A 23,467-nucleotide genomic window follows, 5' to 3' on the forward strand; every position below is an offset into this window, starting at 1 on the left:
TGGCACTGAGTGCCACACGTAAAGGTACTGCGTACCACGAAAAGGGAACGAAGGCCCGGCTACGGCCGCCCGAGGGCCGACTCGACCTCCTGCACCACCCGCCACAGCGGGGCGTCCCGCCGGGCGACCACGACCACCACGTCCTCGGCCTGCGCGGCGGCGGGCCGGATCCGGTCGGTGGCCCGGGACCGGTCCCGCTCGGTGGCGCCGGGGCCGGCCTGCCCGTCGAAGGCCTCCTGCACCAAGCCGAGCGCGTGGTCCACCGTGGCGCTCGCGTCACCCTTCCCGTCCGAGCGCAGCCATGAGCGCAGCGCGTTGTTGTGCGCCGCCACCACGGCCGCCGCGATCACGTCCGCCCGCAGGATGCCGTCCGGCCGGCCGGCGAAGCGGTCGCGCAGATACTGCGCGAGGGCCCGCTCGTAGCGCCACACCACCGACAGTTCATAGGCGCGCAGGCCGGGCACCTGCTTGGTGAGCCGGTAGCGCTGGACGGAGAAGGCGGGGTTCTCCGCGTACAGCCGGAGCACCAGCCGGGCCGCGTCGCACACGCGGCGCACCGGCTCGTCACCGTCGGTGCTCGCTGCGAGGAACGCCGTCATGTCCGCCAGGCAGCGCTCGTGGTCGGGGAAGACCACGTCCTCCTTGGAGGGGAAGTAGCGGAAGAACGACCGCCGTCCGACGCCGGCCAGCGTCACGATGTCGTCCACGGTGGTCTGTTCGTAACCACGTTCGAGGAAGAGCCGGAAGGCCGCCGCGACGAGCGCCTCTCGCATCGGCGGCCGTGTGCCTGCCTCCGCCTTGTCCTCACGCCCGGGGGCGGCACCGCTGGAGCTCATGCACGGAACGTAACACCTGGGAGGGCATCTTGGCACTCAGTACCCTCCTCCCAGGGTACTGAGTGCCGTGCACGTTGCCGATCGGGCTCAGTCGGACTCTTCGGGCACCCGCAGCCCGCCGGGCAGCCGGGAATCCTCGAAGACCCGGAAGGCGTCAGAGACCCGGAAGCCCTCCGGTCCCCGGCGGTCGTCGTGGACCCGGGAGCCTTCGTGGACCCGGGAGTCTTCGTGGACCTGGGAGTCTTCGTGGACCTCGGAGTCTTCGGGGAGCTGGATGTCGAGTACGCACACGTCGTCCCGCCGTTCGCCCTCCAGCAGCGCGCCGAGCAAGGGCGTGAGCGTGCCCGACGAGGTCGGCGCCGGCGTCTCGAGTGCCGCCGCGAGCCGGTCGAGCCCCAGGTCGATGCACTCCCCGGGCCGCTCGACCAGCCCGTCGGTGTACAGCACCAGCCGGTCACCCGGCCGCAGTCGGCACTCGGCCTCCTCGTAGTACGGCGTGTCGGTGGCCCCCAGCAGCATGCCCGCGGGCCGCCGCAGCGGGTGCGCCCGGCCGTCGCGCAGCAGCATCGGCGGCGGATGCCCGGCCTGCGCCCACACCAGACGGTGGCCCTCGGCCCGGTAGCGGGCGAGGATCAGGGTGGCGGTGCCGTGCGGACCGCGGGAGTGCAGCAGCAGCCGGTTGAGCCGGGCGAGTGCCCCGGTCAGCGACGACCCCGTGCTGATCATGCCCTTGGCGGTGAAGCGCAGCTGCGCCATGGTGGCCACGGCGTCGATCCCGTGACCGGCGACGTCGCCGACGACGAACAAGGCGTCACCGTCGGGCAGTTCGATGGCGCTGAACCAGTCGCCGCCGACGCTGAGCCCCGACTGCGCGGGAAGATACGCGATCTCGACCCGCAGCCCGGCGAGATCGACCGGGGTGCGCGGCAGGGGGAGCAGGGCGTGCTGCAGCCGGGTGGCGAGGGCCCGCTCGGCCTGCAGCACACCGTGCTGGGTCAGCATCGCCCGCTCGCTCTCCACCAGGGCGAGCTCGGCGTTGCGCCGCGCGGAGAGGTCCTGCACGAAGCCGTGCACCTCGACGGGGACGCCGCTGCTGTCGGCCACCGCCTCGGCGACCACCCGCAGATGCCGTATCCCGTCGGCCGTGCGCACCCGGAACGGCACGTCGAAGCGCTGTCCGTCCCGCAGCAGCTGCGCGACCGCGCCGGCCAGCGCTGGCATGTCCTCGGGCACGGCCAGCGAGGGCAGTTCGGCCAGCCGCACCGGTCCGCGCGCCGGGTCCCGGCCGAGCACGGTGAAGGTCTGCGCGGACCAGGTCGCCTCGTGCGTCACCAGGTTCCAGTTGGCCCAGCCCAGGTTGCCCAGCCGCTGCACGTCCGCCAGCCGCTGCTCCTGCCGGTCGGAAGGGTCGTGCCGGACCCAGTTCACGACCAGCCCCGCGCCTAGGCGGGCCACGCGCGGGGCGGACGTGACCAGTTCGGCGACTCCGCCCGCCACCACGCGGTGGGCGAGCGGTTCACCCTCGTAGGGTTCGCCGGTGGCCAGCACCCGCAGACAGCCCTGCCACAGCTGCTCACCGGCCACGCTCGGCCGGTACTCCAGCAGCCGCAGACCGACCAGCTCGCGTCCGGTACGGCCGACGGCGTCGACCGCGTGCGGGGTGGCGGCGTCGATACGGAAGTCCTCGACCTCGCCCGACGCCGAGCGCAGCGGGGTCAGCAGCAGCGCCGCGCCCGGCAGCGTCTCGAACACGCCCTGGACGATGTCGGCGGCCGCGTCCACGGAGGGTTCGCGCGGGGCGTCCAGCGACCGCAGCCGGCCGGCGCACAGCCGCGCGACCGCCCGCATATGGGCCCGGTCGGCGTCGGTGAACGGGCCGGCGCGTCCGCACAGGACGCCGATCACCACGTCCGCCCGGCCGCCGACCCACACCGGCAGCCAGGCGCGGGCCGGCCAGCGCTCGGGAGGGTCGCCGATGAGCAGGTGACTGCGGCGGGCCGTCTCGAGGTCCTCCAGCCACTGTTCCTGCTGCGCCTCCAGGCTGTCCCGTGCGGCCACGCCGGGCAGCGGCGGCACATGGTGCCACTGAGTGGCGGTGAGCTCGTCGAGGCCGGCCTGCCCGATGAGTTCCAGACCGCCGGTGTGCGGCCGCTGGTAGATCATGATCGCGGTGGCGTCCACGCGGCGCCCCAGCTGCCGCAGCAGCACCGCGGCGAGGCCCTGCGGGCTGTGCACGCGCAGCAGGGCACGGCCGAGCCGGGCCTGCGCGGCGGCGTCGTCGCGCGGCTCCGGCGGCTCCTCCGCGCTCTCGGCGAGGTCGGCTTCGGCGCCGGACCGCCCGGTCTGTGAGGGGCGTGCCGGCGGCGCCGCGAGCGTGCCCAGCGTGATCCAGCACTCCTCGAGCAGGGTGCGCTCGGCGGCCTTGGCCCGGTACAGCAGCTCCTCGTAGGCCGTCTCCGGGGAACAGCCGGTCAGCGCCATGACAGCACCCTTGGCCCGCTCCAGCACCGCCGAGGTCGCGGCCATGTCGTGCAGTCGGTCCATTTCGGCACGCTGCCGGGCCACGACCCGGCTCAGCGCGGCCAGGTCGGGCACGTTTCCGGACTCCGCCGGAAAGGCCGGTTCGCTCGTCACGCCTTGAGCATTGCACAGGAGGGGTGCTTCCCTCGCGGTCTGGGGCGAGCTGATCACCCTCACCGGTCCGGCGGGGGGTACAGCCACAGCCGCAGCACCCTGCTGAGCAGCGGCATCACCAGATAGGTCAGGACCGGAAGCAGCACCACCGGGAAGACGGCGGCGCGCAGCGGCAGGGGCCAGGCCGCGCTGCGCGGGGTCACCAGCCACTGGATCAGCAGGGTGAAGGGGTAGGCACCGAGGAACGTCGTGAGCACCATCTTCCAGCGGGGCGGGGACTGCGCGCTGGTGCCGGGCAGGCTGAACCAGGTCTCCAGGCCGGTGGTGGACTGCCGCTCGCTGCTGACCTCGGTGGCGATGCCCTCGATCCGCTCGTGCCAGTCGGCGCGCTCGTCGGAACGCAGCCAGGCGCCGAGCCGGTCGGTGTCGCTGAAGCGCAGCACGGCGTGGAAGCGGTGCCCGCCGTCCTCGGGCCGCAGCCAGGCGACGCCCTCGTTGCCGGGGAACTCCCGGGCGCAGTGGGAGATCCCCCGCGTCCACTCCTCGAAGTCCTGCTCGTGCCCGGGCCGCACCCGCCACGTCAGCACGGTGGTGACGGGTTCCGGACGCCGCTCCTGCATGCTGCTCATGGTCATCGCCGCTCGTGGGTCGGGATCCTCATGGTCCCCCCGTGTCCCACACCTGCCCCCGGTCATGCGCCCACGCCTCCGCGTGATGGCGTGGGGCGCCGGCGGGACCGGTGCCGGGGTGCCGTGCGGACGCCGCTGCTCGCCCGGCCGGCGCGGGCGCATTCGACGCCGGCCACGCGCCCGCACCCCCGTGTGATGCCGTACGGGGCCCCGGCGGGACGGGCGCCCGCCGCCGCGGCCTGCGGCGCTGGGTATGGCTCGCGCGGCGCTGTGCCCGCGGGCGGGGCTGCCGTACGGATGCGGCCACTCGCCCGGCGGGCGGCGGCGCACCGACGCCGGGGTGCCCCTGAAGGCCCCTGCGGGCGGTGTCGCGCGCGGGGCCCGTCCTTAGGGGGCGGTACCGCGCACCTGCGCGACGCCGCTCAGGCGAGAGTGATCCGCCGGTCGGCGCACCCGACTGGGTGCGCGGGCCCTCAGGGCGGGCTGCGTCGTGAAACCTCTTGGAGTGGGCTGCACGCCCCCTCGGGGGCGGGGGTCGCATGGTGCGGCCGCCCGGGCCGCGCAGATCCGTGCCGTCATCGGAGAGCCGGTCGGCAGGCGGGGGCCGCGCGGGCCGTTCCGTCGGCCGGCGTGCAGGCTGCGGGCCGGGACTTGCTGGGCCGCGCGTCGAGGGTGCCCGGCGTCTCCTGAGGCGGGGTGCGCGGGGCGGGGGTCCGGGGTGTGGCGGGAGGTCAGCGGGGGGCCGTCAGGGCCTCTGTCACCGCTCGGACGCTGCGGGCGATGTGCTGCAGTTGCAGGACCTCCGCCGCGTACAGTTTGATCGTGTGCTCGATGACCGACTCCGGCAGGCCCAGCCGGGGCAGGTCGGCGCGCGCGGTCTGCAGGGCGGTGCGGGCGACGCGGATCTCCTGCTGGACCTGGAGCTGCGCGTGCCGCGCGAGCAGCACCGGGTGCCGCAGCAGCGCCGGGTAGCCGGCATAACGCGCCGGCACCAGTTCCCGCAGCCACCGCACGGCCGACCGCTCCCAGTCGTAGGAGCCGGGGGTCTTCACCTGGCACGGCCAGTCCGGGCTGATGCGCGTCGTCGTCAGGGCCATGATCGTCGCTTCCGGCGTCGGGTGCGGTGGTTCCAGGGGGGTGGGGCGGCCCCGGCCTAGGGGATGACCGGGGCCACCACGGGCGCTCGCACAGGAGAGACGCCCGACCGGACTGCCCCTCGCCGTCGCGGGTAGGGGACGGCGGCGGAGGGGGCGCTGTACGGCCCCGAGCAGTATTTATATATGCCGTCCGCTTTGCAAGACGTATGAAAACATTCATGCCTGCTTGACGACGGGTGCTCCCGGCCTCCCGCGGTTCAGTCCCGCAAGAAGAACTGGTGCTCCTCGGCCACCTGCTCGTACTCCTCCAGACGCCCCTGCGTCCGCTCCGGGCCGGCATCGGTCATGGCCTGCAGCAGCGCGGCCGCCATCACCCCGGGTGCCGCGTAGGAGTCGAACACGAGCCGCGAGCCGGTCCCGGTGGCGAAGGTGACGTCGGCCTCGTCCACGACCGGCCCGAGCGCCAGGTCGGTGATCAGGGCGACCTTCAGCCCGGCGCGCCGCGCCACACGCACCGCCGTGAGCGTCTCCTGCGCGTGCCGGGGCATGGAGAACGCCAGCACCCAGGTGCCGCCGGCCTCCCGGGACTGCAGCAGCGCGTCGTACGCGACGCTCCCGCCCATCGTCACCAGCCGTACGTCGGGATGGATCCGGCGGGCGGCGTAGGCGAAGTACTCGGCGAGCGAGGAGGAGATGCGCAGTCCGAGCACGGTGAGCGGGGCGGACTGCGACAGACTGCGGCCGATCTCGATCACCCGGTCGGGGTCGGCGAAGTCGCGGCGCAGGTTCTCCAGGTTCTCGATCTCGGCGTCGACCGCGGCCTGCAGCTCGTTGCTGCGGTTCACCTCGGCAGGGCCGCCGGCCAGCGTGCCGAGCGCGATCGTCTGCAGCCGCTCCCGTAGCGCGGGGTAACCGCTGAAGCCGACCGCGGCCGCGAACCGCGTCACCGACGGCTGGCTGACCCCGGCCCGCTCCGCGAGATCGGTGATCGACAAGAAGGCGGCCTCGGTGATGTGCTCGATCAGGTACTGCGCGATGCGCCGCTGCCCCGGTGACAGCCGCGGCTGGTCGAAGAGCGTCCTGAGCTGGGAAGTCGGGGACGCCTCCACCTCCGGTGCGGTCTTGCCGGACGTGATCGCCGATGCCTGTGCGCGTGCCTGCTGCGGCGATGGCAGGGGTGCGCCTCCTTTGTCTCCCACAGTGCTTCAACATAGCTCACCCACCGTGGTTGAACAGGGCGGATGGATAGCCCGGCGCCCGCCGGGAACCCGACGCGGGACACGATCCGAGACCACACGTCAGGAGCAGTACGCGATGACCGTCCCCGAAGAGAACCGGGCGAAGACCGACACCACCGACGACACCCTCAGGACGCGGCGCGCGGCCCGGCAGGCGCAGGGGCCCCAGGAGCAGCGCGGCACGGCGAGGGACCAGGGCGCGAGCGGGCGCACCCTGCGCGAGGCGTTGGAGGAGGCCCAGGTGCGGCCGGACGACTTCGAGGAGAAGTGAGGGGGCGGACTCCATGGGAGCCCTCAGCGGGCTGGAACGCGCCCTGGAGCAGCGCTGGGAGGCGCTGTGGGAGCGTGTCGTCGGCCGGGAACCGGTCGAACTGCTCGCGGCCCTGCGCCGCGAGTGCGACGAGCACGCCGTCGTGTGCAGCGAGAACCTCGTCGTGGTCCCCAACGCCTACGACGTGGAGCTCGACGCCTCCGTCCACGACGAGCTGAGCCGCCAGGGCGGCCGGGTCGGCCAGGACCTCACCGACAGTCTCGTCCGGCACGCCGAACGCAAGGGCTACGCCTGGGCGGGCCCGCTCACCGTGCACATCACCCGCTCCCGCGAGGTGCCCAACGGCCGCTACCGGGTCGCGAGCACGGTGATGCGGCACGTCAGCGCCGAAGGATTCGAAGCGGCGCACTAGACACCGGGCTGACCAGTGCGTCAGACACCAGGCTGACCAGGGCGTCGCGGCGCCGCACCGTCGAGGCGGCGCACTGGTGGGACCGCCCGCCGCACCGCCCTGGCCGCCCCACCCCCGGAGCCGGGCCGCGCACTGGCCGCCCCACCGCCCTGGCCGGCCCGCGCAGTGGCCGCCCTACCGCCGGAACAGCGTGATGGAGTGGCCGACCTCGTCGACCGGCCGGCTGCCGGCGACGAGGGCGGCCAGCCGGCCCCGTGCCTTGGCGAGCGAGGAGTCGGACACCACCAGCAGCCCGTGCACGTCCCCGGCGGGCACCCGCAGCGGATTCGCCGCGCGGATGCCGTACGCGGAGGGCACCCCGCTGCCCTTGTAGACGAGCCACACCCGCTCCCCGGGGTAGCGCTCGCGCAGGCGGTGGGCGAGCCGGCCCAGGTCCTGCCCCCAGTCGACGTTGGAGTCGTGCAGCCGCAGATGGGTCTGCGCGGGACCGCCGAACGCTTCGTTGGAGTACGGCAGGTAGTACGGGAACGCCCGCAGCGAGCTGACCGCGACGCACAGCGCCAGCACGGCGGTCACGGCGGGTGCCGCCCACCCGCGGCGCAGCACCGGCGCGCAGCCCGCCGCCACCGCCAGGAACACCGGCACGAACAGGGCGTACCGCGTGCCGAGGTCCCGCGCCCCGGTCATCGCCGCCGCCAGCAGCACGGCCGTGGGCAGCAGCAGATACGGCGCCGCGGCCCGCAGCCGGCGCCGCACCGTCAGCGCGACCACACCCGCGACCCACAGGACGAGCATGCCCAGGGGTGTCTTCACCAGCAGCGCGGCCGGCAGGTAGTACCAGAGCGAGCCGGTGTACAGCCGCCCGAACAGGAACCCCTGCCAGGGCTGGCTCTCGAAGGCGAACTGCATGCGCAGCCCGTCCCGGTAGGCCTGCGGGAGGGGCAGCAGCCTCACCAGAAGCCTGCGCAGCCCGTGCACCACCGGCACGTGCTGCTCCGGCGCCCACTGCAGCCGTGGATCGACCGCCAGATACGCCGCCCACACGACGGCCACGGCGGTCACGGCCACGACCAGCGCCCCGCCCGCCGCCCGCAGCAACCGGGCCCGCCGCTCGTGCGCGGCGCACGCGTGCCACGCCGACAGCGCCGCCAGGACCGCCAGCACCGGCACGGCAGGCAGCGCAGTCGCCTTGGTCGCCAGCGCCGCGCCCAGCGCCGCACCGGCGAGCGGCAGATGCCGCCGGGGGCGTTGCCGGGCGCGCCACAACAGCCACACCGTCGTCAGCAGGAACCCGGCGGCCGGCGCGTCCAGCGTGGCGAGCGAGCCGTGTGCGATCACATCGGGCGAGAAGGCGTACATCGCGAGCGCCACCAGGCCGGCCGCCGGACCGGCGAGGTCCCGGGCGAACGCGAACGCCACCAGGCCGAACAGCAGCGTCAACACGATCACCGGCAGCCGTGCCCAGAACATCAGCCGCCAGGGATCGTTCCCCGACCCGTACAGCAGATGCTGCCCCACCCGCTGCTGCGTGCCGTGGAACGAGGCGTCGAAGTGCGGCCCGGCGGCCGCCACACCCACGGCGATCGCCAGCTTGCCCAGCGGCGGATGCTCGGGATTGATCTCCAGGCTGTGCTCGTGCAGATAGACGGCGGCCGCGCCGACGTAGACGGGCTCGTCGACGGTCGGCGTCTGCTGCACGGCGGTGGTGACCATCGCGACGGCCATCTGCCCGAGCAGCACGACCACGACCAGCGGCACCAGCCATCGCCGCCAGCGCCGCGCGTCCTCCCGTGCGGGCGTCGCGCGCACCCGCTGCCGCTCGCTCGTCGCCATCTGCCGCCCCGCGCGGGCGCCACCCCCTTGAAGGAGCCGTGCGCCGGACCTTCCGCCGCGCCCAGGGGTACGGCCCGCGGGCCGCCGCGGTTCACCCCTGCAGGCAGGCCATCGTGATCACGAGATCCGCCCGGTCCCGGGTGGCCGCCACCAGGTCGGCGTTGCGCTGGTCGGTGCCCCCCACCCAGGCCACCGCCTCCTCGTGCCCCTTGCCGAACTCCTCGTGCCGGGCGACCAGGCGGCGCACCCGTTCCGGCTCGGGCAGCTCGCAGAACCACACCTCGTCCAGCGCGGCCCGTACCCGCGCCCACGCGCCCGTGCCCAGCAGCAGGTAGTTGCCCTCCGTCACCACCAGACGGGCGGCCGGCGGGACGGGGATCGCACCGGCAAGAGGCTGCTCCAGGACCCGTTCGAAGCCCGGCGCGTACACGACCTCGTCGTCCTCCTCGCGCAGGCGGCGCAGCAGCGCCGCGTACCCGCCCGCGTCGAACGTGTCGGGCGCGCCCTTGCGGTCCCGGCGGCCGAGCCGGTCCAGCTCGACGTCGGCGAGGTGGAAGCCGTCCATGGGCACGTGCACCGCCCACGGCTCGCCCGCCCCGTTCAGCGCCCGCACCAGCCGCTCGGCGAGCGTGGTCTTGCCGGCGCCGGGACTGCCCGCGATGCCGAGCACCGCGCGCGTGCCCGCGGCCCCGGCGAGCGAGCGGGCCCGGGTCAGCAGATCGTCGAAGGTCGGCACGCAGCGAAGTGTGCCATCTCCTCGAATGGCGCCCTGTGGCGTGTGACACCCCGTAGGAGTCGCTGTGTGGGGAACGGTGTCAGGTATGACGACGGATCTCGGTCTGCCCGACAACATCCAGGCCTGCCTCTTCGATCTCGACGGGGTCGTCACCAAGACGGCAGTGGTGCACGCGGCCGCCTGGAAGGAGACGTTCGACGCGTTCCTGCGGCAACGGCAGGGCGCGGACGCCGAGCCGTTCAGCGACGACGACTACGACAGGTACGTCGACGGCCGGCCCCGCGCCGACGGCGTGCGCACCTTCCTCGCCTCCCGCGAGATCCACCTGCCCGAGGGCACGCCCGGCGACCCGCCCGACGCCGAGACCGTGCACGGCCTCGGCAACCGCAAGAACGAGCTGCTGCTGGACAAGATCCGCACCCAGGGCGTCGAGCCCTACGAGGGCACGCTGCGCTACATCGAGGCCGTCCGGGGCAAGGGCCTGCGCACCGCCATCGTGTCGTCCAGCGCCAACACCCTGGACGTGCTGAAGTCCATCGACGCCGAGCAGCTCTTCGACGTGCGCATCGACGGGGTCGTCGCCGTGGAGCGGGGCCTGCCCGGCAAGCCGCGCCCCGACACCTTCCTCGCGGCGGCCACCGACCTCGGCATCGCGGCCAAGGACGCCGCCGTCTTCGAGGACGCCCTGGCCGGCATGGACGCCGGCCGCGCGGGCAGGTTCGGATACGTCGTCGGAGTCGACCGCGTGGGGCAGACCGACGCGCTGTACGCGCACGGCGCGGACCGGGTCGTCAAGGACCTCGCGGAGCTGGGAGGACAGGCGTGATCACCGAGCGGTCGTACACCGTCGAGCCGTGGGCCGTCCGCGAGACCTCTCTCGACCTCGGCCTCCTCGCGCAGAGCGAGTCCGTCTTCGCCCTGTCCAACGGCCATGTCGGCTGGCGCGGCAACCTCGACGAGGGCGAGCCGCACGGCCTGCCCGGCGCCTACCTCAACGGCGTCCACGAGCTGCACCCGCTGCCGTACGCCGAGGCCGGCTACGGCTACCCGGAGTCCGGGCAGACCGCCATCAACGTCACCAACGGCAAGGTGCTGCGCCTCCTCGTCGACGACGAGCCCTTCGACCTGCGCTACGGCCGGCTGGTCTCCCACGAGCGCAAGCTCGACCTGCGCCGGGGCGTGCTGGAACGCGTCTGCGAGTGGACCTCCCCGGCCGGCACCACCGTCCGGGTGCGCTCCACCCGCCTGGTCTCCCTCACCCAGCGGGCGATCGCCGCCGTCGCCTACGAGGTGGAGCCCGTCGGCGGCCGGGCCCGGGTGGTGATCCAGTCGGAGCTGGTCGCCAACGAGAGCCTGCCCGACCCGAACGGCGACCCGCGCGCCGCCCGCGCCCTGAAGTCGCCGCTGGAGCCGGAGGAGGACATGGCGTCCGGGCCCCGGCTGCGGCTGGTGCACCGCACCAAGCGCAGCGGACTGCGCGTCGCCGTGGCCGCCGACCACCGCGTCGAGGGCCCCGAGCGGACCACCACCAGCAGCGAGTCCAACGTCGACGTGGCCCGGTTCACGGTCACCTCCGTGCTGGAGCCGGGCCAGCGGCTGCGGGTGGAGAAGCTCGTCGCGCACGGCTGGTCCGGGGCCCGCTCCCGGCCCGCGATGAGCGACCAGGTCGAGGCCGCCCTGGCGGCGGCCGACCACAGCGGCTGGCAGGGCCTGCTGGACGATCAGCGCGCCTATCTGGACGACTTCTGGGCGGCCGCCGACGTCGAGGTCGACGGCGACGAGGAGATCCAGCAGGCCGTCCGCTTCGCCCTCTTCCACGTCCTGCAGGCCGGCGCCCGCGCCGAGCAGCGCGCCATCCCAGCCAAGGGCCTGACCGGCTCCGGTTACGACGGGCACGCCTTCTGGGACACCGAGATGTTCGTGCTGCCGCTGCTCACCTACACCGCGCCCGGCGCCGTCTCCGAGGCGCTGCGCTGGCGGCAGAACACCCTGGACGCGGCACGCGAGCGCGCCGCCCAACTCGGCCTGCGCGGCGCCGCGTTCCCCTGGCGGACCATCGAGGGCCAGGAGGGCTCCGCGTACTGGCCGGCCGGCACCGCCGCCTTCCACGTCAACGCCGACATCGCGGACGCCGTCGTGCGGTACGTGGCGGCCACCGGTGACGTCGCCTTCGAACGGGAGACCGGCCTCGAACTGCTCGTGGAGACCGCCAGGTTGTGGCGTTCGCTCGGGCACCACGACGCCACCGGCGCCTTCCACATCGACGGCGTCACCGGACCCGACGAGTACAGCGCGGTCTGCGACGACAACACCTACACCAACCTCATGGCCCGGCAGAACCTGCTGGCCGCCGCCGACGCCGCCGAACGCCATCACGAGCAGGCCGCCCGCCTCGGCGTGGACGACGAGGAGACGGCCACCTGGCGGGACGCCGCCGCGGCGATGAACATCCCCTACAACGCCGAGCTCGGCGTGCACGAGCAGCACGCGGGGTTCACCCGCTACCAGCGCTGGGACTTCGCCGGCACCCGCGCCGACCAGTACCCGCTGATGCTGCACTTCCCCTACTTCGACCTGTACCGCAAGCAGGTCATCAAGCAGGCGGACCTGGTGCTCGCCATGTACACCTGCGACAGCTTCTTCGACGAGGAGCACATCGCCCGCAACTTCGCCTACTACGAGCCGCTGACGGTCCGCGACTCCTCCCTGTCGGCGTGCGTGCAGGCCGTCGTCGCCGCCCGCGCCGGCCATCTGCGCCTCGCCTACGACTACACGGCCGAGGCCGCGCTGATGGACCTGGCAGACCTGGAGCACAACACCCGCGACGGGCTGCACATCGCCTCCCTGGCCGGCACCTGGACGGCCCTGGTCGCCGGCTTCGGCGGGATGCGGCGCGACGGCGCGAGCCTGCGCTTCGCGCCCCGCCTGCCGGAGCACTTCAGCCGGCTCGCCTTCCACCTGCGGTTGCGCGAGAGCTGCCTGCGGGTGGAGATCGGCCCCGAGAAGGCCGTCTACACGCTGCTGTCGGGGCCGCCGCTGACGATCCGGCACCACGGCGAGGAAGTGACCCTGTCCACCGACGGCCCGGCCGTACGCCCCGTCCCGCCCGCCCCTCGGCGCCCGGACCCGGACCAGCCCCCGCACCGCGCCCCGAACGCCCGCTGAAGCGCCGCAGACGCGGCAGTGTTCCGGCGGCGACCGTAAAAGCTTCCGGCGCGGGCGCGGGCGGCCCATGGCCGCGGACCGGCGCGCCGTCCTCCGCCCGGCCGCGCTCCGCGGGCCCCGGGCGGTGCCGCCGGTTACGTTGGCGCTGATCACCGCACGCACGGGCCGGTTGCCCGGTCCGCGTGCGGACCAGCGACCGCAGGGAAGGGCCGGCGATGGCCGACAGCGCGCACCGCACCCGCGTCGGCCCGCGACCCGCCCGCCGGCGCGTCGCCTCCTCCGCCCGGCCCGCGCCCGCCCGGGCGGGCGGCCCGCTCGCCGTCGTGGCCGCTCTGTTCACGCTCGCCCAGCTGCTGTCGGTCCATCCGTCGATGGGCCTCGGCTGGGACGAGACCGTCTACGTCAGCCAGGTCTCGGGCCACGCCCCGGCGTCGTACTTCAGCGCGCCACGCGCGCGTGGCGTCAGCCTGCTGGCGGCGCCCGTCGCGTCCTGGTCGTCGTCCACGCCGCTGCTGCGCTGCTACCTCGCCGTGCTGTCGGGCCTCGCCCTCTACCTCGCGCTGCGCGCCTGGCGGGGCCTCTTCCCCGCCCGGGTGCTCGCCACCGCCGGGGCCCTGTTCGCCACCTTGTGGGTCACGCTCTTCTACGCCCCGCAGGCCATGCCCAACTACTGGGTCGCCGTCGGCGCCCTGGCCTGCGCCGGCTGCTTGCTGCGCGGCTTGCGGAACCCGGCCGACCGGTGGGCCCTCGGCGGCATCGCGGCCGCGGCCGCGCTCATGGCGCTGATGCGGCCCACCGACGCCGTCTGGGCCACCGCCCCGCTGCTCGTCCTCGCGGCCGTGAAACGGCGGTGGCGACCGCTTCTCGCCCTGCTGTCGGGCCTCACGGCCGGTGCCGCACAGTGGGTGATCGAGGCGTACGCCGACTACGGCGGCCTGATCCGCCGCCTCGCCGACGGCTCCCGCCTCCAGGGCGGCCTCGGCCTGCACTTCGCCGTCGACGACCAGCTGCGCAGCCTGGACGGACGCACCCTGTGCCGCCCCTGCGACGTCCCCGCCCCGCACCCGGCGCTGATCCTGTGGTGGTGCGCCCTGCCGCTGCTCGCCGCCGCCGGCCTCGCCGTGGCCGTCCGGGCCGGGCGCACCCTGCCCACGCTGCTCCCGCTGGCCTGCGCGGTGACCGCCGCCGTGCCGTACCTGTTCCTCATCGACTACGCCGCCCCGCGCTTCCTGCTCCCGGCGTACGCCCTGCTGTCGCTGCCCGTCGCCGACGCCCTGCTCGCCCTGGTGACCGGCCCGCGAGGGCGCCCGCGCCCGCTGCTCACGGCCGCCGTGGTCCTCGCGCTCGCGGGGCATCTGGCGGTGCAGTACACCGTCCTGAGCCACACCGTGCGGCGGACCACCGCGCAGCACCGGGCCTGGGCCCGCACCGCCGCCGAGCTGCACCGGCTCGGCGTGCGCCCGCCCTGCCTGGTCACCGGCCAGGAGGCCCTGCCGATCGCCTTCTACGCCGGCTGCGCCTCGGCCGCCATCTCGGGACCCAACGCGAACGCCACCGCGGCCGGCATCACCCGCACCGCGGGCCGCGTCCCGACCGCCCACCTCACCCTGCCGGGCAGCGCGCCCGCCGGTTACGCCCGCAGCTGGCAGCCGTATCGCTTCAGCACGCTGCGGATCTACCTGGCGCCCGGCCCGCCACCCCCAGCTCGCGCCGCCAGCGGGTGATCTGGCGGGCCGGGTCCCCGGTGCACGACCAGGGCGTGCGGGTCGCGCGCCGGCCCACCAGGCGCAGCAGTGCGGCGGCGAGGTCCACGCACCCGGCGAGGCACGCCGCGTGGGCGAGATGGTGCACGTCCCGCAGTTCGGCCGGCGCCACGGGGGCGTCCCCGCGCCCGGCGATCCAGCGCTGCCCGCTGCGCCGCACGTCGGCGACCGCGCCGGGGTGGCTCCAGTGCTCACCGAAGGCGACGGCGGCCGTTCGGCCGGGGGCCGCGTCCAGGGCGTGGCGGTACTCCTCCACGCGCGCGTACTGCACGAGCACCGGCAGGGCGCAGCCCGGCGGCGCCACCCCGGCGGCGTCGCGGGCGAAGTCGTACATCAGGGCGTGGCTGCCGTGCCAGCGCGCGGAGTAGTAGTGCAGGACCTGCAAGTGCCCCTCCACGCTGTACGGGTCGCGCCGGTGCAGCTCGTCCCACCAGCGGGCCAGCTCCCGCCGCCGTACCCCCGACGGGTACAGCCGGGCCACCGAGACCAGCGACACCCACGGCGTCGGGTCCTGCGGGCAGGCCTCGGCCGCCGCGTGGCAGGCCGACACCGCCGCGTCGATGCGCCGCTGCTCGATCGGCACCCCGCGCCCGGCGGCGATGGCCAGGGCGAAGGCCCGGGTCGTCTCCGTCGCGGCCCGCAGCACCAGCGCGTCGGCGCTGTGCGGTTCCGCGGACAGCCAGGTCTCCACCGTCGACCGGTCCGCGCAGGCCTGGGCCAGCAGCCGCACCCGGTGTCCGCGCGCCGCCCAGTCGGGTCCGGTGGCCCGCAGCAGCGCGCGCAGTCCCTGCCAGCGGCCGATGACGACGTCCTGGCGTGCGGAGGTCAGGGCGGCGTCGCCGCAGTCGGGGTCGAAGTCGGGCGTGAAACGCTCCCGTGCCATCGTCCGCCTCCCCCCTCAGAAGTCCGTGGGGAGGCCCTCGAAACCGCCCGGCGCCGCAGCCGGGCCCGGGGCCGGGACGTAGTCGGTCTCCACCGTGCGCGAGGCGTCGAGCCTCGCCGGCCGGTAGTACTCGCTGCCCCGCCGCCAGTACCGGATCATCGGCACCACACCGGCGGCGAGCCCGCCCAGCCCGATCGCGACCGCCGCCCCGCTCAGCTCCGCCAGCGACTCGGCGAGGACCCAGAACATGAACACCGCGCCGAGCAGCGGCCACAGCCCGTTCAGCAGGAAGGCCCCCGGTGACTTCAGCAGCGTCCTGCGGTAGGCGACGACGACCGCGACTCCGGCGAGGCCGTAGTACACGGCGATCTGCAGGCCGATGGCGCGGATCGCGTCGGCGAGGATCTCACCCACCGTGCCGAGCGCCGTGGACGCGACGAACAGGGCCAGCGCCACCGCACCCACCCCCGTGATCGCCACCCACGGGGTGTTCCAGCGGCGGTGCACGAGGCCCAGCACGGCCGGCATCGTGGCGTCCCGGCCCATCGCGAACAGCGAGCGCGTGACCTGGATCAGGGTCGTCTGCAGCGTCGCGACGGTGGACAGCATCACCGCGACCGTCAGCAGCTTTCCGCCCCAGCCGGGCCAGATCACCTCGCCCAGTGCGGCCGGCACGTCGGCGCCGTGCGCGGCGATCTGCTCCGGGGTGAGGAGCAGGTTCGCCAGGACCGTGAACACCTCCAGCAGCACGAACGCCACGCCCAGCCCGATCAGCCCCGCCGGGCCGGCCGTACGGCGGCTGTTGCGGGTCTCCTCACTGAGGTTGCTGGTGACGTCCCAGCCCCAGTAGGAGAAGGCGGCCACCAACGCGCCGGAGGTGAACCCGGAGACGCCGTCGAAGTGGCCGAGACCGAACCACGACCAGTCGAAGGGCCGGACGTGGCCGGAACGACCCGCCGCGAGCACGGCGAACAGCACCAGAATCGCCAACTCCGTGCCGGACATGAGGAGTTGGGCCCGTGCGGTGAGGCGGGCACCGCCGAGGACCACGCCCAGCATCAGCAGGAACCAGCCCGCGCCGACCAGCGTGGACAGCGCGGTGTCGTCCGCGAGTCCCGGGTCGAACAGGGCCAGCGTCAGCGACCCGGCGGGCAGCGAACCGGCCACCATGAACAGGGTCGCCGACACCACCAGCGCCCAGCCGCTGAGGAATCCGAGGAAGGGGTGCAGCGTGCGGCCCACCCACGAGTAGCCGGCGCCCGCGTTCGCGTCGAGACGGCCGAGCCGGCTGAACGCGAGGGCGATGCCGAGCATGGGTATCGCGCAGTACAGCAGAGCGGCCGGGCTCGCCAGTCCCACCGCGCCGACCAGGACCGCCGTCGTGGCGGCCAGCGAGTACGCCGGCGCGCTGCCCGCGACCGCCATCACCACGGTGTCCAACATGCCCAGGGCGCCGGCCTGCAGCCCTCTGCCGCCGCTGTTGCTCATGGTCGCTGCCTTCGTTCGTGCCGGCGCGCGGAAGGACCGCACCGGCGACGTGGGGGGTGGGGGGTGCCGCCACGGGCCGTGGGCAGACCGCGGGGCGCGGCGACCGCGCAGCCGGCGGGACGTGCGCCGCTGCGTGGACGGACGGTCACGCGGAGTGTGCGAGTGATGATAGCCCCACTGCCAGGCGCGCCACGACGCGCTCCCGGGGGTGCACGTGAGCGCCCGGGCAAGGGGGTTGGACCTCGCCGAACGGGAAACGCGGAACACGGAAAGCACGCACACGCACATCACGAGGCGACAGCGAGCCGAGGGAGGCAGCACATGGGCACCCGCCCCGAACCGATGGCCGACGACGCCTACCAGCCCACCGGAAGCAACGAGGAGCAGGAGGACGCCGCGCCCCTGGACATGCAGGACGCCGTCGGCGAACGCACCTATGACGACACCCTGGACGAGGGCTACTCGCCCCCGGAGAAGCCGCTCGGCGTCACCAAGCACGGCACCACCGCCGCCGAGCAGCACGACGGGGAGACCCTCGACCAGCGGCTCGCCCAGGAGCAGCCGGACGTGCAGCCGCCCTCCGGCGACGACATCGGCGACCTGCCCGGCGGCGAGGGCGAACCCGTCGACCCCGAGGCCGGTGCGGACCGCGCCGGGCGTCTCGTCGCACCGGACGAAGGCGTGCGGCCCGACACCGAGAAGGACGCCGTCGCCGCGGACAAGGGCATCGACGCGGGCGCGGCCGGCGCGGAGGAAGCCGCGATGCACGTCGTCGACGACGACCTGACGCAGCCGTAGCCGGCTCCCGTCCCCCTCGGGACACGCGTGGGGCGGTCTCCTCGACGGCGAGGAGACCGCCCCACGGCACGGTCCCGGCTCGAAGCGCCCGGCCCGTCAGGGCAGCAGCTTGTCCAGCGCGGCGGGCCCCTCCCGGTCCAGCTTGCGCTTGGCCCACTCCAGGTTGCGCGGAGTGATGTCCCGGCCCGCGGCCAGCACGACGTCCTCCGCGGAGACGTCGGTGCCGGTGCGGGCGTGCAGCAGGCTGTCGGGAGTGGCCCGGTCCTCGGACGGCTTGGAGGCCTCGGGCTGTGGTGTCGGCATGGCAGTGCTCCCTCCGGTCCGGACGGCTGCGACGACCCGGTGCGCGCAACCGGTCCACTCTCACCATTCATCCATCCGGCGCACCCTGCATCCGGACGGCGCGCGCACGCGGGCCGTAGCCGTGTGTCGTGCCGCCGGAGTACCGCGGTGCCGCCCGGCGTAACCCTGCCGGCGGCGATCGTCCGGGATGCCGCGCCGTGGTACGCGACGTCTAATGGGAAAGGTCGGACGGGAGAGGTCGAGCACCCCGCCCCGCGTACGCCAGGAAGGGCCGGGCCCATGGCACGCACCCGGGAACGCACCAGGGGACACCACGGCGCCGCAGGGGACGGCACCAAGGCCACCGGGGGCCTGCGAAGACTGGGGGAGTGGTGCGCGCGGCACTCCGTCGTCGTCATCGTGGCCTGGCTCGTCGCCCTCGCCGCACTCCAGGTCATCAACCGGAACTTCGGCGGGGAGTACTCCGACAACTTCTCCCTGCCCGGCGTGCAGTCGCAGCAGGGCCTGGCCGTCCTCAAAGCGCACGATCCCGCGGCCGGCGGCTACGGCAGCCAGATCGTCATGCACGACGGCAGCAAGTCGCTGACCGCGCTCGGTTCGCAGATGTCCACGACCGTCGCGGATCTGCAGAAGATGCCGCACGTCCTGTCGGCGCAGAACCCGCTCACCGCTCCCGGCTCCACCCAGGGCAAGCCGCCACCGAGCAGTGTCGGCCCGCTGTCCACCGACGGACACACCGCCTACATCACCGTCCGCTTCGACGTGCAGCCCTCGACCCTCGGCGACAGCTACCTCAACGGTGTGGACAAGGCCGTGCAGCCGCTGCGCTCGGCCGGCGCGCAGGTCGAGTACGGCGGGCCCCTCGGTGAACTCGCCCGGCCCGCCGCCGACGACCGGGTCAGCGAGCTCATCGGCTTCGCCGTGGCCATCGTCGTGCTGCTGGTCGGCTTCGGCAGCGTCATCGCCGCAGGCATGCCCCTGGTCACCGCGCTGATCAGCGTCATCGGCGGCCTGGCCTGCCTCGGCCTGCTCGCCGCCGCGTTCACCTTCGCCACCGTCTCCCCGACCCTGGCCACGATGATCGGCCTGGGCGTCGGCATCGACTACGCCCTGTTCCTGATCACCCGGCACCGGCAGCACCTCATGGACGGCGACGATCCCGTGCGCGCCGCCGGCGCGGCCGCGACGACCAGCGGACGGGCCGTCCTGGTCTCCGGCACCACCGTGATCATCGCCCTGGCCGGTCTGTACGCGTCCGGGGTGAACTTCATCGGGCTGCTCGGCATCGCCGCCGCCGTCACGGTCGTCTCCGCCGTCCTCGGCGCGCTCACCCTCGTGCCCGCGCTGCTCGGGCTGATCGGCAGACGCATCGACCGCTACAAAGTGCGCCGCCCGGTCGCCGAGACCGACGCCGAGCCGGGCGCGACACCGCACGGCACCTGGCACCGCTACGCCCAGCGGGTGGAGCGCAAACCCTGGCACTACCTGGCCGCGGGTGTGGTGACCGTCGTCGTCCTCGCCATCCCGGTCTTCTCCATCCAGCTCGGCCACATCGGTGACGGCGCCGACCCGACCTCGTTCACCGACCGGCGCGCCTACGACCTGATGACCGACGCCTTCGGACCGGGCTCCAACGGCCCGCTGACCGTCGTCATCGACCAGAGCAGCGTCCCGTCCGGGCAGCGCTCCGCGCTCGCCTCCACGGCGCAGAAGACCCTGAACGCCGTACCGGACGCCGCCACCGTCACACCGCTGACGGCCACCAAGGACGGCGACGTCCTGATCTCCACGGTCTACTCCACGTACTCGCCGCAGAACGCCCGGACGACCGACCTGACCAACCGCCTGGTGGACCACACCCTGCCCGACGCGGTGTCCGGCACCGCGGCCAAGGGGTACGTCACCGGCACCACCGCCACCCAGGTCGACTTCCGCGACATCGTCTCCAGCAGGCTGCCGCTGATCATCGGCGTGGTCGTCGCCCTCGCGTTCCTGATCATCCTCGCCGTCTTCCGCGGACTGCTCGTCGCCCTCAAGGCCGCCGTCCTCAACGTCCTGTCCATCGCCGCCTCCTACGGTGTGGTGGTCGCCGTCTTCCAGTGGGGCTGGGGCGGGCCGGCGCTCGGCGTCTCGGGCAAGGTGCCCATCGAGAGCTATGTGCCGATGATGATGTTCGCGATCATCTTCGGCCTGAGCATGGACTACGAGATCTTCCTGCTCTCCCGCGTCCATGAGGCCTGGATGCACACCGGGGACGCCAAAGCGGCGGTCGCGCACGCCCTGGAGATCACCGCCCGGGTGATCACCTGCGCGGCACTGATCATGGTGAGCGTGTTCGCCGCGTTCATCGTCAGCGACAACATCGTGGTCAAGATGCTGGGCCTGGGGCTCGCCGTCAGTGTCCTCATCGACGCCACCGTGGTCCGGCTGCTGATGGTGCCCGCGGTGATGACCCTGCTCGGCCCGCACGCCTGGTGGACGCCGCGCTGGCTGGACCGGGTCATGCCGCACATCGACGCCGAGGGGGAGTCGGCCGAGCAGCCGGCCGGCGTCAGCGGGCGCCCGGCGGCATCGGCGCGAGGACGAGCATCGTGACGTCGTCGCGGATCTCGGAGCAGAACCGCTCGAGGTCGGCCCAGACCAGCCCCGGCAATGTGTCCGGGCCGGCGCCGGCGAAACCCGCGAGCCGCTCCTGCAGCGGATAGAACTCACCGGTCCCGTCCCGCGCCTCCAGCACCCCGTCCGAGGCCAGCAGCAGCCGGTCACCGGGCAGCAGCGCCAGTACCGCCCCGGCCTGCGGAGGCGTGTCGGCCAGCCCCAGGCCGAGCGGCGTCCACGGCTTCACCGGCACCTCGCTGACCGTGCCGCCGCGCAGCAGGACAGGCGCCGGATGCCCGCAGGAGACGACACGGACCGCCCGCGTGTCCGGCGCGAACTCCAGCAGCACGGCCGTCGCGAACAGCTCCGCGTGTTCCGTGCGCGCCGAGTCCACCACCAGCCGGCGGTCCAGGCGGGCGGCGACCGACTCCACGTCCGTCTCGTCCAGCACCGCCTCCCGGAAGGCGCCCAGCACGGAGGCGACCGTCGCGACGGCCGACAGCCCGTGCCCCTGCACATCGCCGAGCACGGCCCGGACCCCATAAGGACCACTGCGGACGTCGAAGAAGTCGCCCCCGACCAGAGTGCCGCGCTCCGCCGCCCGATACAGCCCGGCACAGCGCACCGGCCCCACCCGCTCGGGTACCGGCGGCACGACGGCGCGCTGCGCGGCCTCGGCGACCGTGCGCTCCAGGTCCAGTTGCGCGTCGCGGCGGCTGCGCACGAAGGACACGAACACGCTCAGCACCGAGACGAACGCCAGGGTGAGCAGGTCGGTGTTGCCCGGGCGGTTCAGATGGAAGACGGGGATGTTCAGGATGGCGAGCGCCGCGCCGCCCAGCAGGGCGGTGGCCAGCGGCCCGTACGACAGGACGGCCAGCGGCGGGATCGCGCCCAGCAGGAACCCGATGTCCTGGGCCTCGGGAGTGAGGAGCGTGGCCACGCACACACCGACGACCAGCAGCAGGGGCAGCACGCGCACCCACGGGGGCGGCGGCGCACCACGCAGCCAGCCCCGCCGGTCCCGTTCCCGGCCCGCCACCACACCACGCAGCCTCGCCACACCCCCACGCTCCTACGACCCTGCGCTTCCCGCACGCCGGGTCCGGCCGCGCGGCGTTGTCAGTGCCGGGTGCGATGCTGGGCGAACGGCGTGATCGACGGGCGGTCGCCGGCGAGGGGGAGAGGCGTCATGGGGTTCACGGGCCAGGTGTGGCGACTGACCGGTACGGCGGGCGCGATCGGTGAGGTCGTCGTCGAGGAGGCCGACTTCCCCTGGCTGCGCGGCCGGTTCACCGCCGGCCCGGCCTTCGGTTCGGTGCGTGAGCTGTTCGAGCGCGAGCTGGCGCTGACCGACGACGAGGACTGGGACGCGTGGGAGCGGGTGTGGGACGACATATCCCGCACCGTGACCCTGCACGCCCCGGACGGCCCCGTCGCCGAGTTCCTGCTGCACATCGAGGACGACCGCGCCTGGTTCCGCTGGAGCGACGCACCCGTCGGCGAGGGCCCGGGCCGCCAGGCCGGACGTTAACCCGCCGGTGTCGCGAGCAGGTTCTCCGCCTCGGCGAGGATCTCCGTGACCCGCAGGCCGAAGGCCGCGTCGCAGAGGTGGGGGCTGCCGTCCGCGGCGGCGAGCAGGGCGTCGACGGCCCGGGCGTACGACTGCTGCGCCCCCTGCGTCCGCTCCGGCAGCCGGGTCACGCCCGACTCGCCGCGCAGTTCCACCACGGCGCCGGCCGCGGCCGGCGGCACCGTCAGGCTCAGGTCCAGCGCGCTGGAGGCTCCGCCGGCGTGCCGCAGCACCAGGTGCACGGTGTCCTTCGGCCCGTGCGCGGCGGCGGCCACCCGTTCGACGTCCCCCAGCACCGGCAGCAGGACGGACAGCGCGTGCGGGCCGACGTCCCACAGCGCACCGCGCTCCCGGCGCCACGGCGACGCCGCATAGGGGCTGCCCTCGGCGAACGCCGCGCCCAGCCACTGCGCCCGCGCCGTGAACCAGCCGCCGGTGGCCGCCTGTTCGGCGATCCACGCCTCGGACTCCGGCTGGAAGCGGGTGGTGAAGAAGACGACCGAGGCGACCCGGGCCTCACGCACCGCGTCGGCCACGGCCCGCCCGCCGGTGACGGAGGTGGCCAGCGGCTTGTCGAGGAGCAGATGCCGGCCCGCCCGCGCGGCCCGCGCCGCAAGGTCGGCCTGTACGTCGGGCGCCAGCGCGACGGCGACGGCGTCCACGTCGGTGAGCAGGGCGTCCACGTCGTCATAGGCCCGGGCGCCGTGGCTCTCGGCCAGCTCCTTGGCCGCTTCGGGCCGGCGGCCCCAGACGCCCACCAGGTCCACGGCCTCGTGGGCGGCGAGTGCCGGGGCGTGCACCAGGCGGGCCCAGGGGCCGGTGCCGAGCAGTCCGATGCGCATGCCGCTCCTTCACAGGGTCGTCGGCCTCACGGCCTCGGGCGAGGCCACGGACGAGCGTGACACACCGCCGGTCCCGTGAGACACCCCGCACCTGTACGGCTCACGCCGCCGGGCGTTCGAACGGTACGGCTCACGCCGCCGGGCGTTCGGCGGGGCCCGCCGGATCGGGCGGGGTGACGCTCGCCGCCGCCTTGCGCGGGGGACTCGCCCGTCCGCCGCGCACCAGACGCAGATGGCGTCGGCGCGCCGCGTGCCGGTGCTTGGCCGGCACGGCGGTGAACAAGTGGTCCTCGACACGATCCATGATCAGCAGCAGAACGGACAGCAACGGCAACAGCAGAACGGCGACCCAGACCACGGCAGCCCCC

21 protein-coding genes are annotated in these 23,467 nt (G+C 74.1%); 8 read left to right on the forward strand and 13 right to left on the reverse strand.

All coding sequences use genetic code 11. The features are described 5' to 3' along the window. Positions 1 to 59 precede the first annotated feature (59 nt). The 5 genes from ACZ64A_RS05695 to ACZ64A_RS05715 form a co-directional block, all read right to left on the reverse strand. A complete protein-coding gene (locus ACZ64A_RS05695; RefSeq protein ID WP_469808411.1) occupies positions 60 to 836 on the reverse strand; it encodes a TetR family transcriptional regulator in 777 nt (258 codons plus the stop codon). An 87-nt stretch (positions 837 to 923) separates the two neighbouring features. Further along, entirely contained in the window at positions 924 to 3,470 is a 2,547-nt protein-coding gene (locus ACZ64A_RS05700) for a SpoIIE family protein phosphatase (RefSeq protein WP_469808412.1), read from the reverse strand. Between the two features lie 59 nt (positions 3,471 to 3,529). After that, positions 3,530 to 4,105, reverse strand: a complete 576-nt coding sequence (locus ACZ64A_RS05705) for an antibiotic biosynthesis monooxygenase (RefSeq protein ID WP_469808413.1) — start codon at positions 4,103 to 4,105, stop codon at positions 3,530 to 3,532. Between the two features lie 725 nt (positions 4,106 to 4,830). Beyond that, positions 4,831 to 5,196: a hypothetical protein gene (locus tag ACZ64A_RS05710; protein ID WP_469808415.1), complete on the reverse strand. Its 366-nt coding sequence runs from the start codon at positions 5,194 to 5,196 to the stop codon at positions 4,831 to 4,833. A 257-nt stretch (positions 5,197 to 5,453) separates the two neighbouring features. Next, complete coding sequence (locus tag ACZ64A_RS05715) at positions 5,454 to 6,371, reverse strand: MurR/RpiR family transcriptional regulator (RefSeq protein WP_469809074.1); 918 nt, start codon at positions 6,369 to 6,371, stop codon at positions 5,454 to 5,456. Positions 6,372 to 6,510: 139 nt separating this feature from the next. Here ACZ64A_RS05715 and ACZ64A_RS05720 point away from each other — a divergent pair, with 139 nt between their 5' ends. Further along, the gene (locus tag ACZ64A_RS05720; protein WP_469808416.1) at positions 6,511 to 6,705 is read left to right on the forward strand and encodes a hypothetical protein; all 195 of its coding nucleotides are present in this window, start codon (positions 6,511 to 6,513) and stop codon (positions 6,703 to 6,705) included. Positions 6,706 to 6,718: 13 nt separating this feature from the next. Beyond that, positions 6,719 to 7,117, forward strand: coding sequence for a DUF3662 domain-containing protein (locus ACZ64A_RS05725; protein ID WP_469808417.1), 399 nt, complete (start codon positions 6,719 to 6,721; stop codon positions 7,115 to 7,117). A 174-nt stretch (positions 7,118 to 7,291) separates the two neighbouring features. Here ACZ64A_RS05725 and ACZ64A_RS05730 read toward each other — a convergent pair whose 3' ends face one another. Both ACZ64A_RS05730 and ACZ64A_RS05735 read right to left on the reverse strand, forming a co-directional pair. Next, the gene (locus ACZ64A_RS05730; protein WP_469808418.1) at positions 7,292 to 8,950 is read right to left on the reverse strand and encodes an ArnT family glycosyltransferase; all 1,659 of its coding nucleotides are present in this window, start codon (positions 8,948 to 8,950) and stop codon (positions 7,292 to 7,294) included. A gap of 91 nt (positions 8,951 to 9,041) precedes the next feature. After that, entirely contained in the window at positions 9,042 to 9,686 is a 645-nt protein-coding gene (locus ACZ64A_RS05735; RefSeq protein WP_469808419.1) for a nucleoside/nucleotide kinase family protein, read from the reverse strand. Positions 9,687 to 9,771: 85 nt separating this feature from the next. On the opposite strand from ACZ64A_RS05735, the gene ACZ64A_RS05740 reads away from it, so the two are divergent. From ACZ64A_RS05740 to ACZ64A_RS05750, 3 genes are all read left to right on the forward strand, one after another. Further along, complete coding sequence (locus ACZ64A_RS05740; RefSeq protein ID WP_469808420.1) at positions 9,772 to 10,512, forward strand: HAD family hydrolase; 741 nt, start codon at positions 9,772 to 9,774, stop codon at positions 10,510 to 10,512. Continuing rightward, a complete protein-coding gene (locus ACZ64A_RS05745; RefSeq protein WP_469808421.1) occupies positions 10,509 to 12,851 on the forward strand; it encodes a glycoside hydrolase family 65 protein in 2,343 nt (780 codons plus the stop codon). Before ACZ64A_RS05740 ends, ACZ64A_RS05745 begins: the two co-directional genes overlap by 4 nt. A gap of 215 nt (positions 12,852 to 13,066) precedes the next feature. Further along, on the forward strand, positions 13,067 to 14,575 hold the full coding sequence (locus ACZ64A_RS05750; protein ID WP_469808423.1) for a hypothetical protein: 1,509 nt from the start codon (positions 13,067 to 13,069) through the stop codon (positions 14,573 to 14,575). On the opposite strand, the gene ACZ64A_RS05755 is transcribed toward ACZ64A_RS05750, so the two are convergent. Continuing rightward, a complete protein-coding gene (locus tag ACZ64A_RS05755; RefSeq protein ID WP_469808424.1) occupies positions 14,511 to 15,497 on the reverse strand; it encodes a hypothetical protein in 987 nt (328 codons plus the stop codon). The genes ACZ64A_RS05750 and ACZ64A_RS05755 overlap by 65 nt on opposite strands. Positions 15,498 to 15,512: 15 nt before the next feature. Beyond that, positions 15,513 to 16,985, reverse strand: a complete 1,473-nt coding sequence (locus ACZ64A_RS05760) for an APC family permease (RefSeq protein ID WP_469808425.1) — start codon at positions 16,983 to 16,985, stop codon at positions 15,513 to 15,515. 321 nt (positions 16,986 to 17,306) lie between these two features. On the opposite strand from ACZ64A_RS05760, the gene ACZ64A_RS05765 reads away from it, so the two are divergent. Continuing rightward, positions 17,307 to 17,783 (forward strand): DUF5709 domain-containing protein, encoded by a 477-nt coding sequence (locus ACZ64A_RS05765; protein ID WP_469808426.1) that lies wholly within the window; start codon positions 17,307 to 17,309, stop codon positions 17,781 to 17,783. Between the two features lie 96 nt (positions 17,784 to 17,879). Here ACZ64A_RS05765 and ACZ64A_RS05770 read toward each other — a convergent pair whose 3' ends face one another. Continuing rightward, on the reverse strand, positions 17,880 to 18,086 hold the full coding sequence (locus ACZ64A_RS05770) for a hypothetical protein (RefSeq protein WP_363268192.1): 207 nt from the start codon (positions 18,084 to 18,086) through the stop codon (positions 17,880 to 17,882). A gap of 279 nt (positions 18,087 to 18,365) precedes the next feature. Between ACZ64A_RS05770 and ACZ64A_RS05775 the strand changes: the two genes are divergently transcribed. Beyond that, positions 18,366 to 20,681: an MMPL family transporter gene (locus tag ACZ64A_RS05775; RefSeq protein WP_469808428.1), complete on the forward strand. Its 2,316-nt coding sequence runs from the start codon at positions 18,366 to 18,368 to the stop codon at positions 20,679 to 20,681. On the opposite strand, the gene ACZ64A_RS05780 is transcribed toward ACZ64A_RS05775, so the two are convergent. Next, positions 20,638 to 21,747 carry a PP2C family protein-serine/threonine phosphatase gene (locus tag ACZ64A_RS05780; RefSeq protein WP_469808429.1) on the reverse strand — a complete coding sequence of 370 codons (1,110 nt, stop codon included), beginning with the start codon at positions 21,745 to 21,747 and terminating at the stop codon, positions 20,638 to 20,640. The two genes, ACZ64A_RS05775 and ACZ64A_RS05780, sit on opposite strands and share 44 nt — an antisense overlap. A gap of 129 nt (positions 21,748 to 21,876) precedes the next feature. Between ACZ64A_RS05780 and ACZ64A_RS05785 the strand changes: the two genes are divergently transcribed. Continuing rightward, positions 21,877 to 22,218: a hypothetical protein gene (locus ACZ64A_RS05785; protein WP_469808430.1), complete on the forward strand. Its 342-nt coding sequence runs from the start codon at positions 21,877 to 21,879 to the stop codon at positions 22,216 to 22,218. Here ACZ64A_RS05785 and ACZ64A_RS05790 read toward each other — a convergent pair. Then, a complete protein-coding gene (locus ACZ64A_RS05790; RefSeq protein WP_469808432.1) occupies positions 22,215 to 23,099 on the reverse strand; it encodes a Gfo/Idh/MocA family protein in 885 nt (294 codons plus the stop codon). The two genes, ACZ64A_RS05785 and ACZ64A_RS05790, sit on opposite strands and share 4 nt — an antisense overlap. Before the next feature lie 130 nt (positions 23,100 to 23,229). Continuing rightward, a complete protein-coding gene (locus ACZ64A_RS05795; RefSeq protein WP_469808433.1) occupies positions 23,230 to 23,457 on the reverse strand; it encodes a hypothetical protein in 228 nt (75 codons plus the stop codon). Positions 23,458 to 23,467: the final 10 nt, after the last annotated feature.

The organism is Streptomyces sp. NPDC104814 (genome assembly GCF_055583185.1).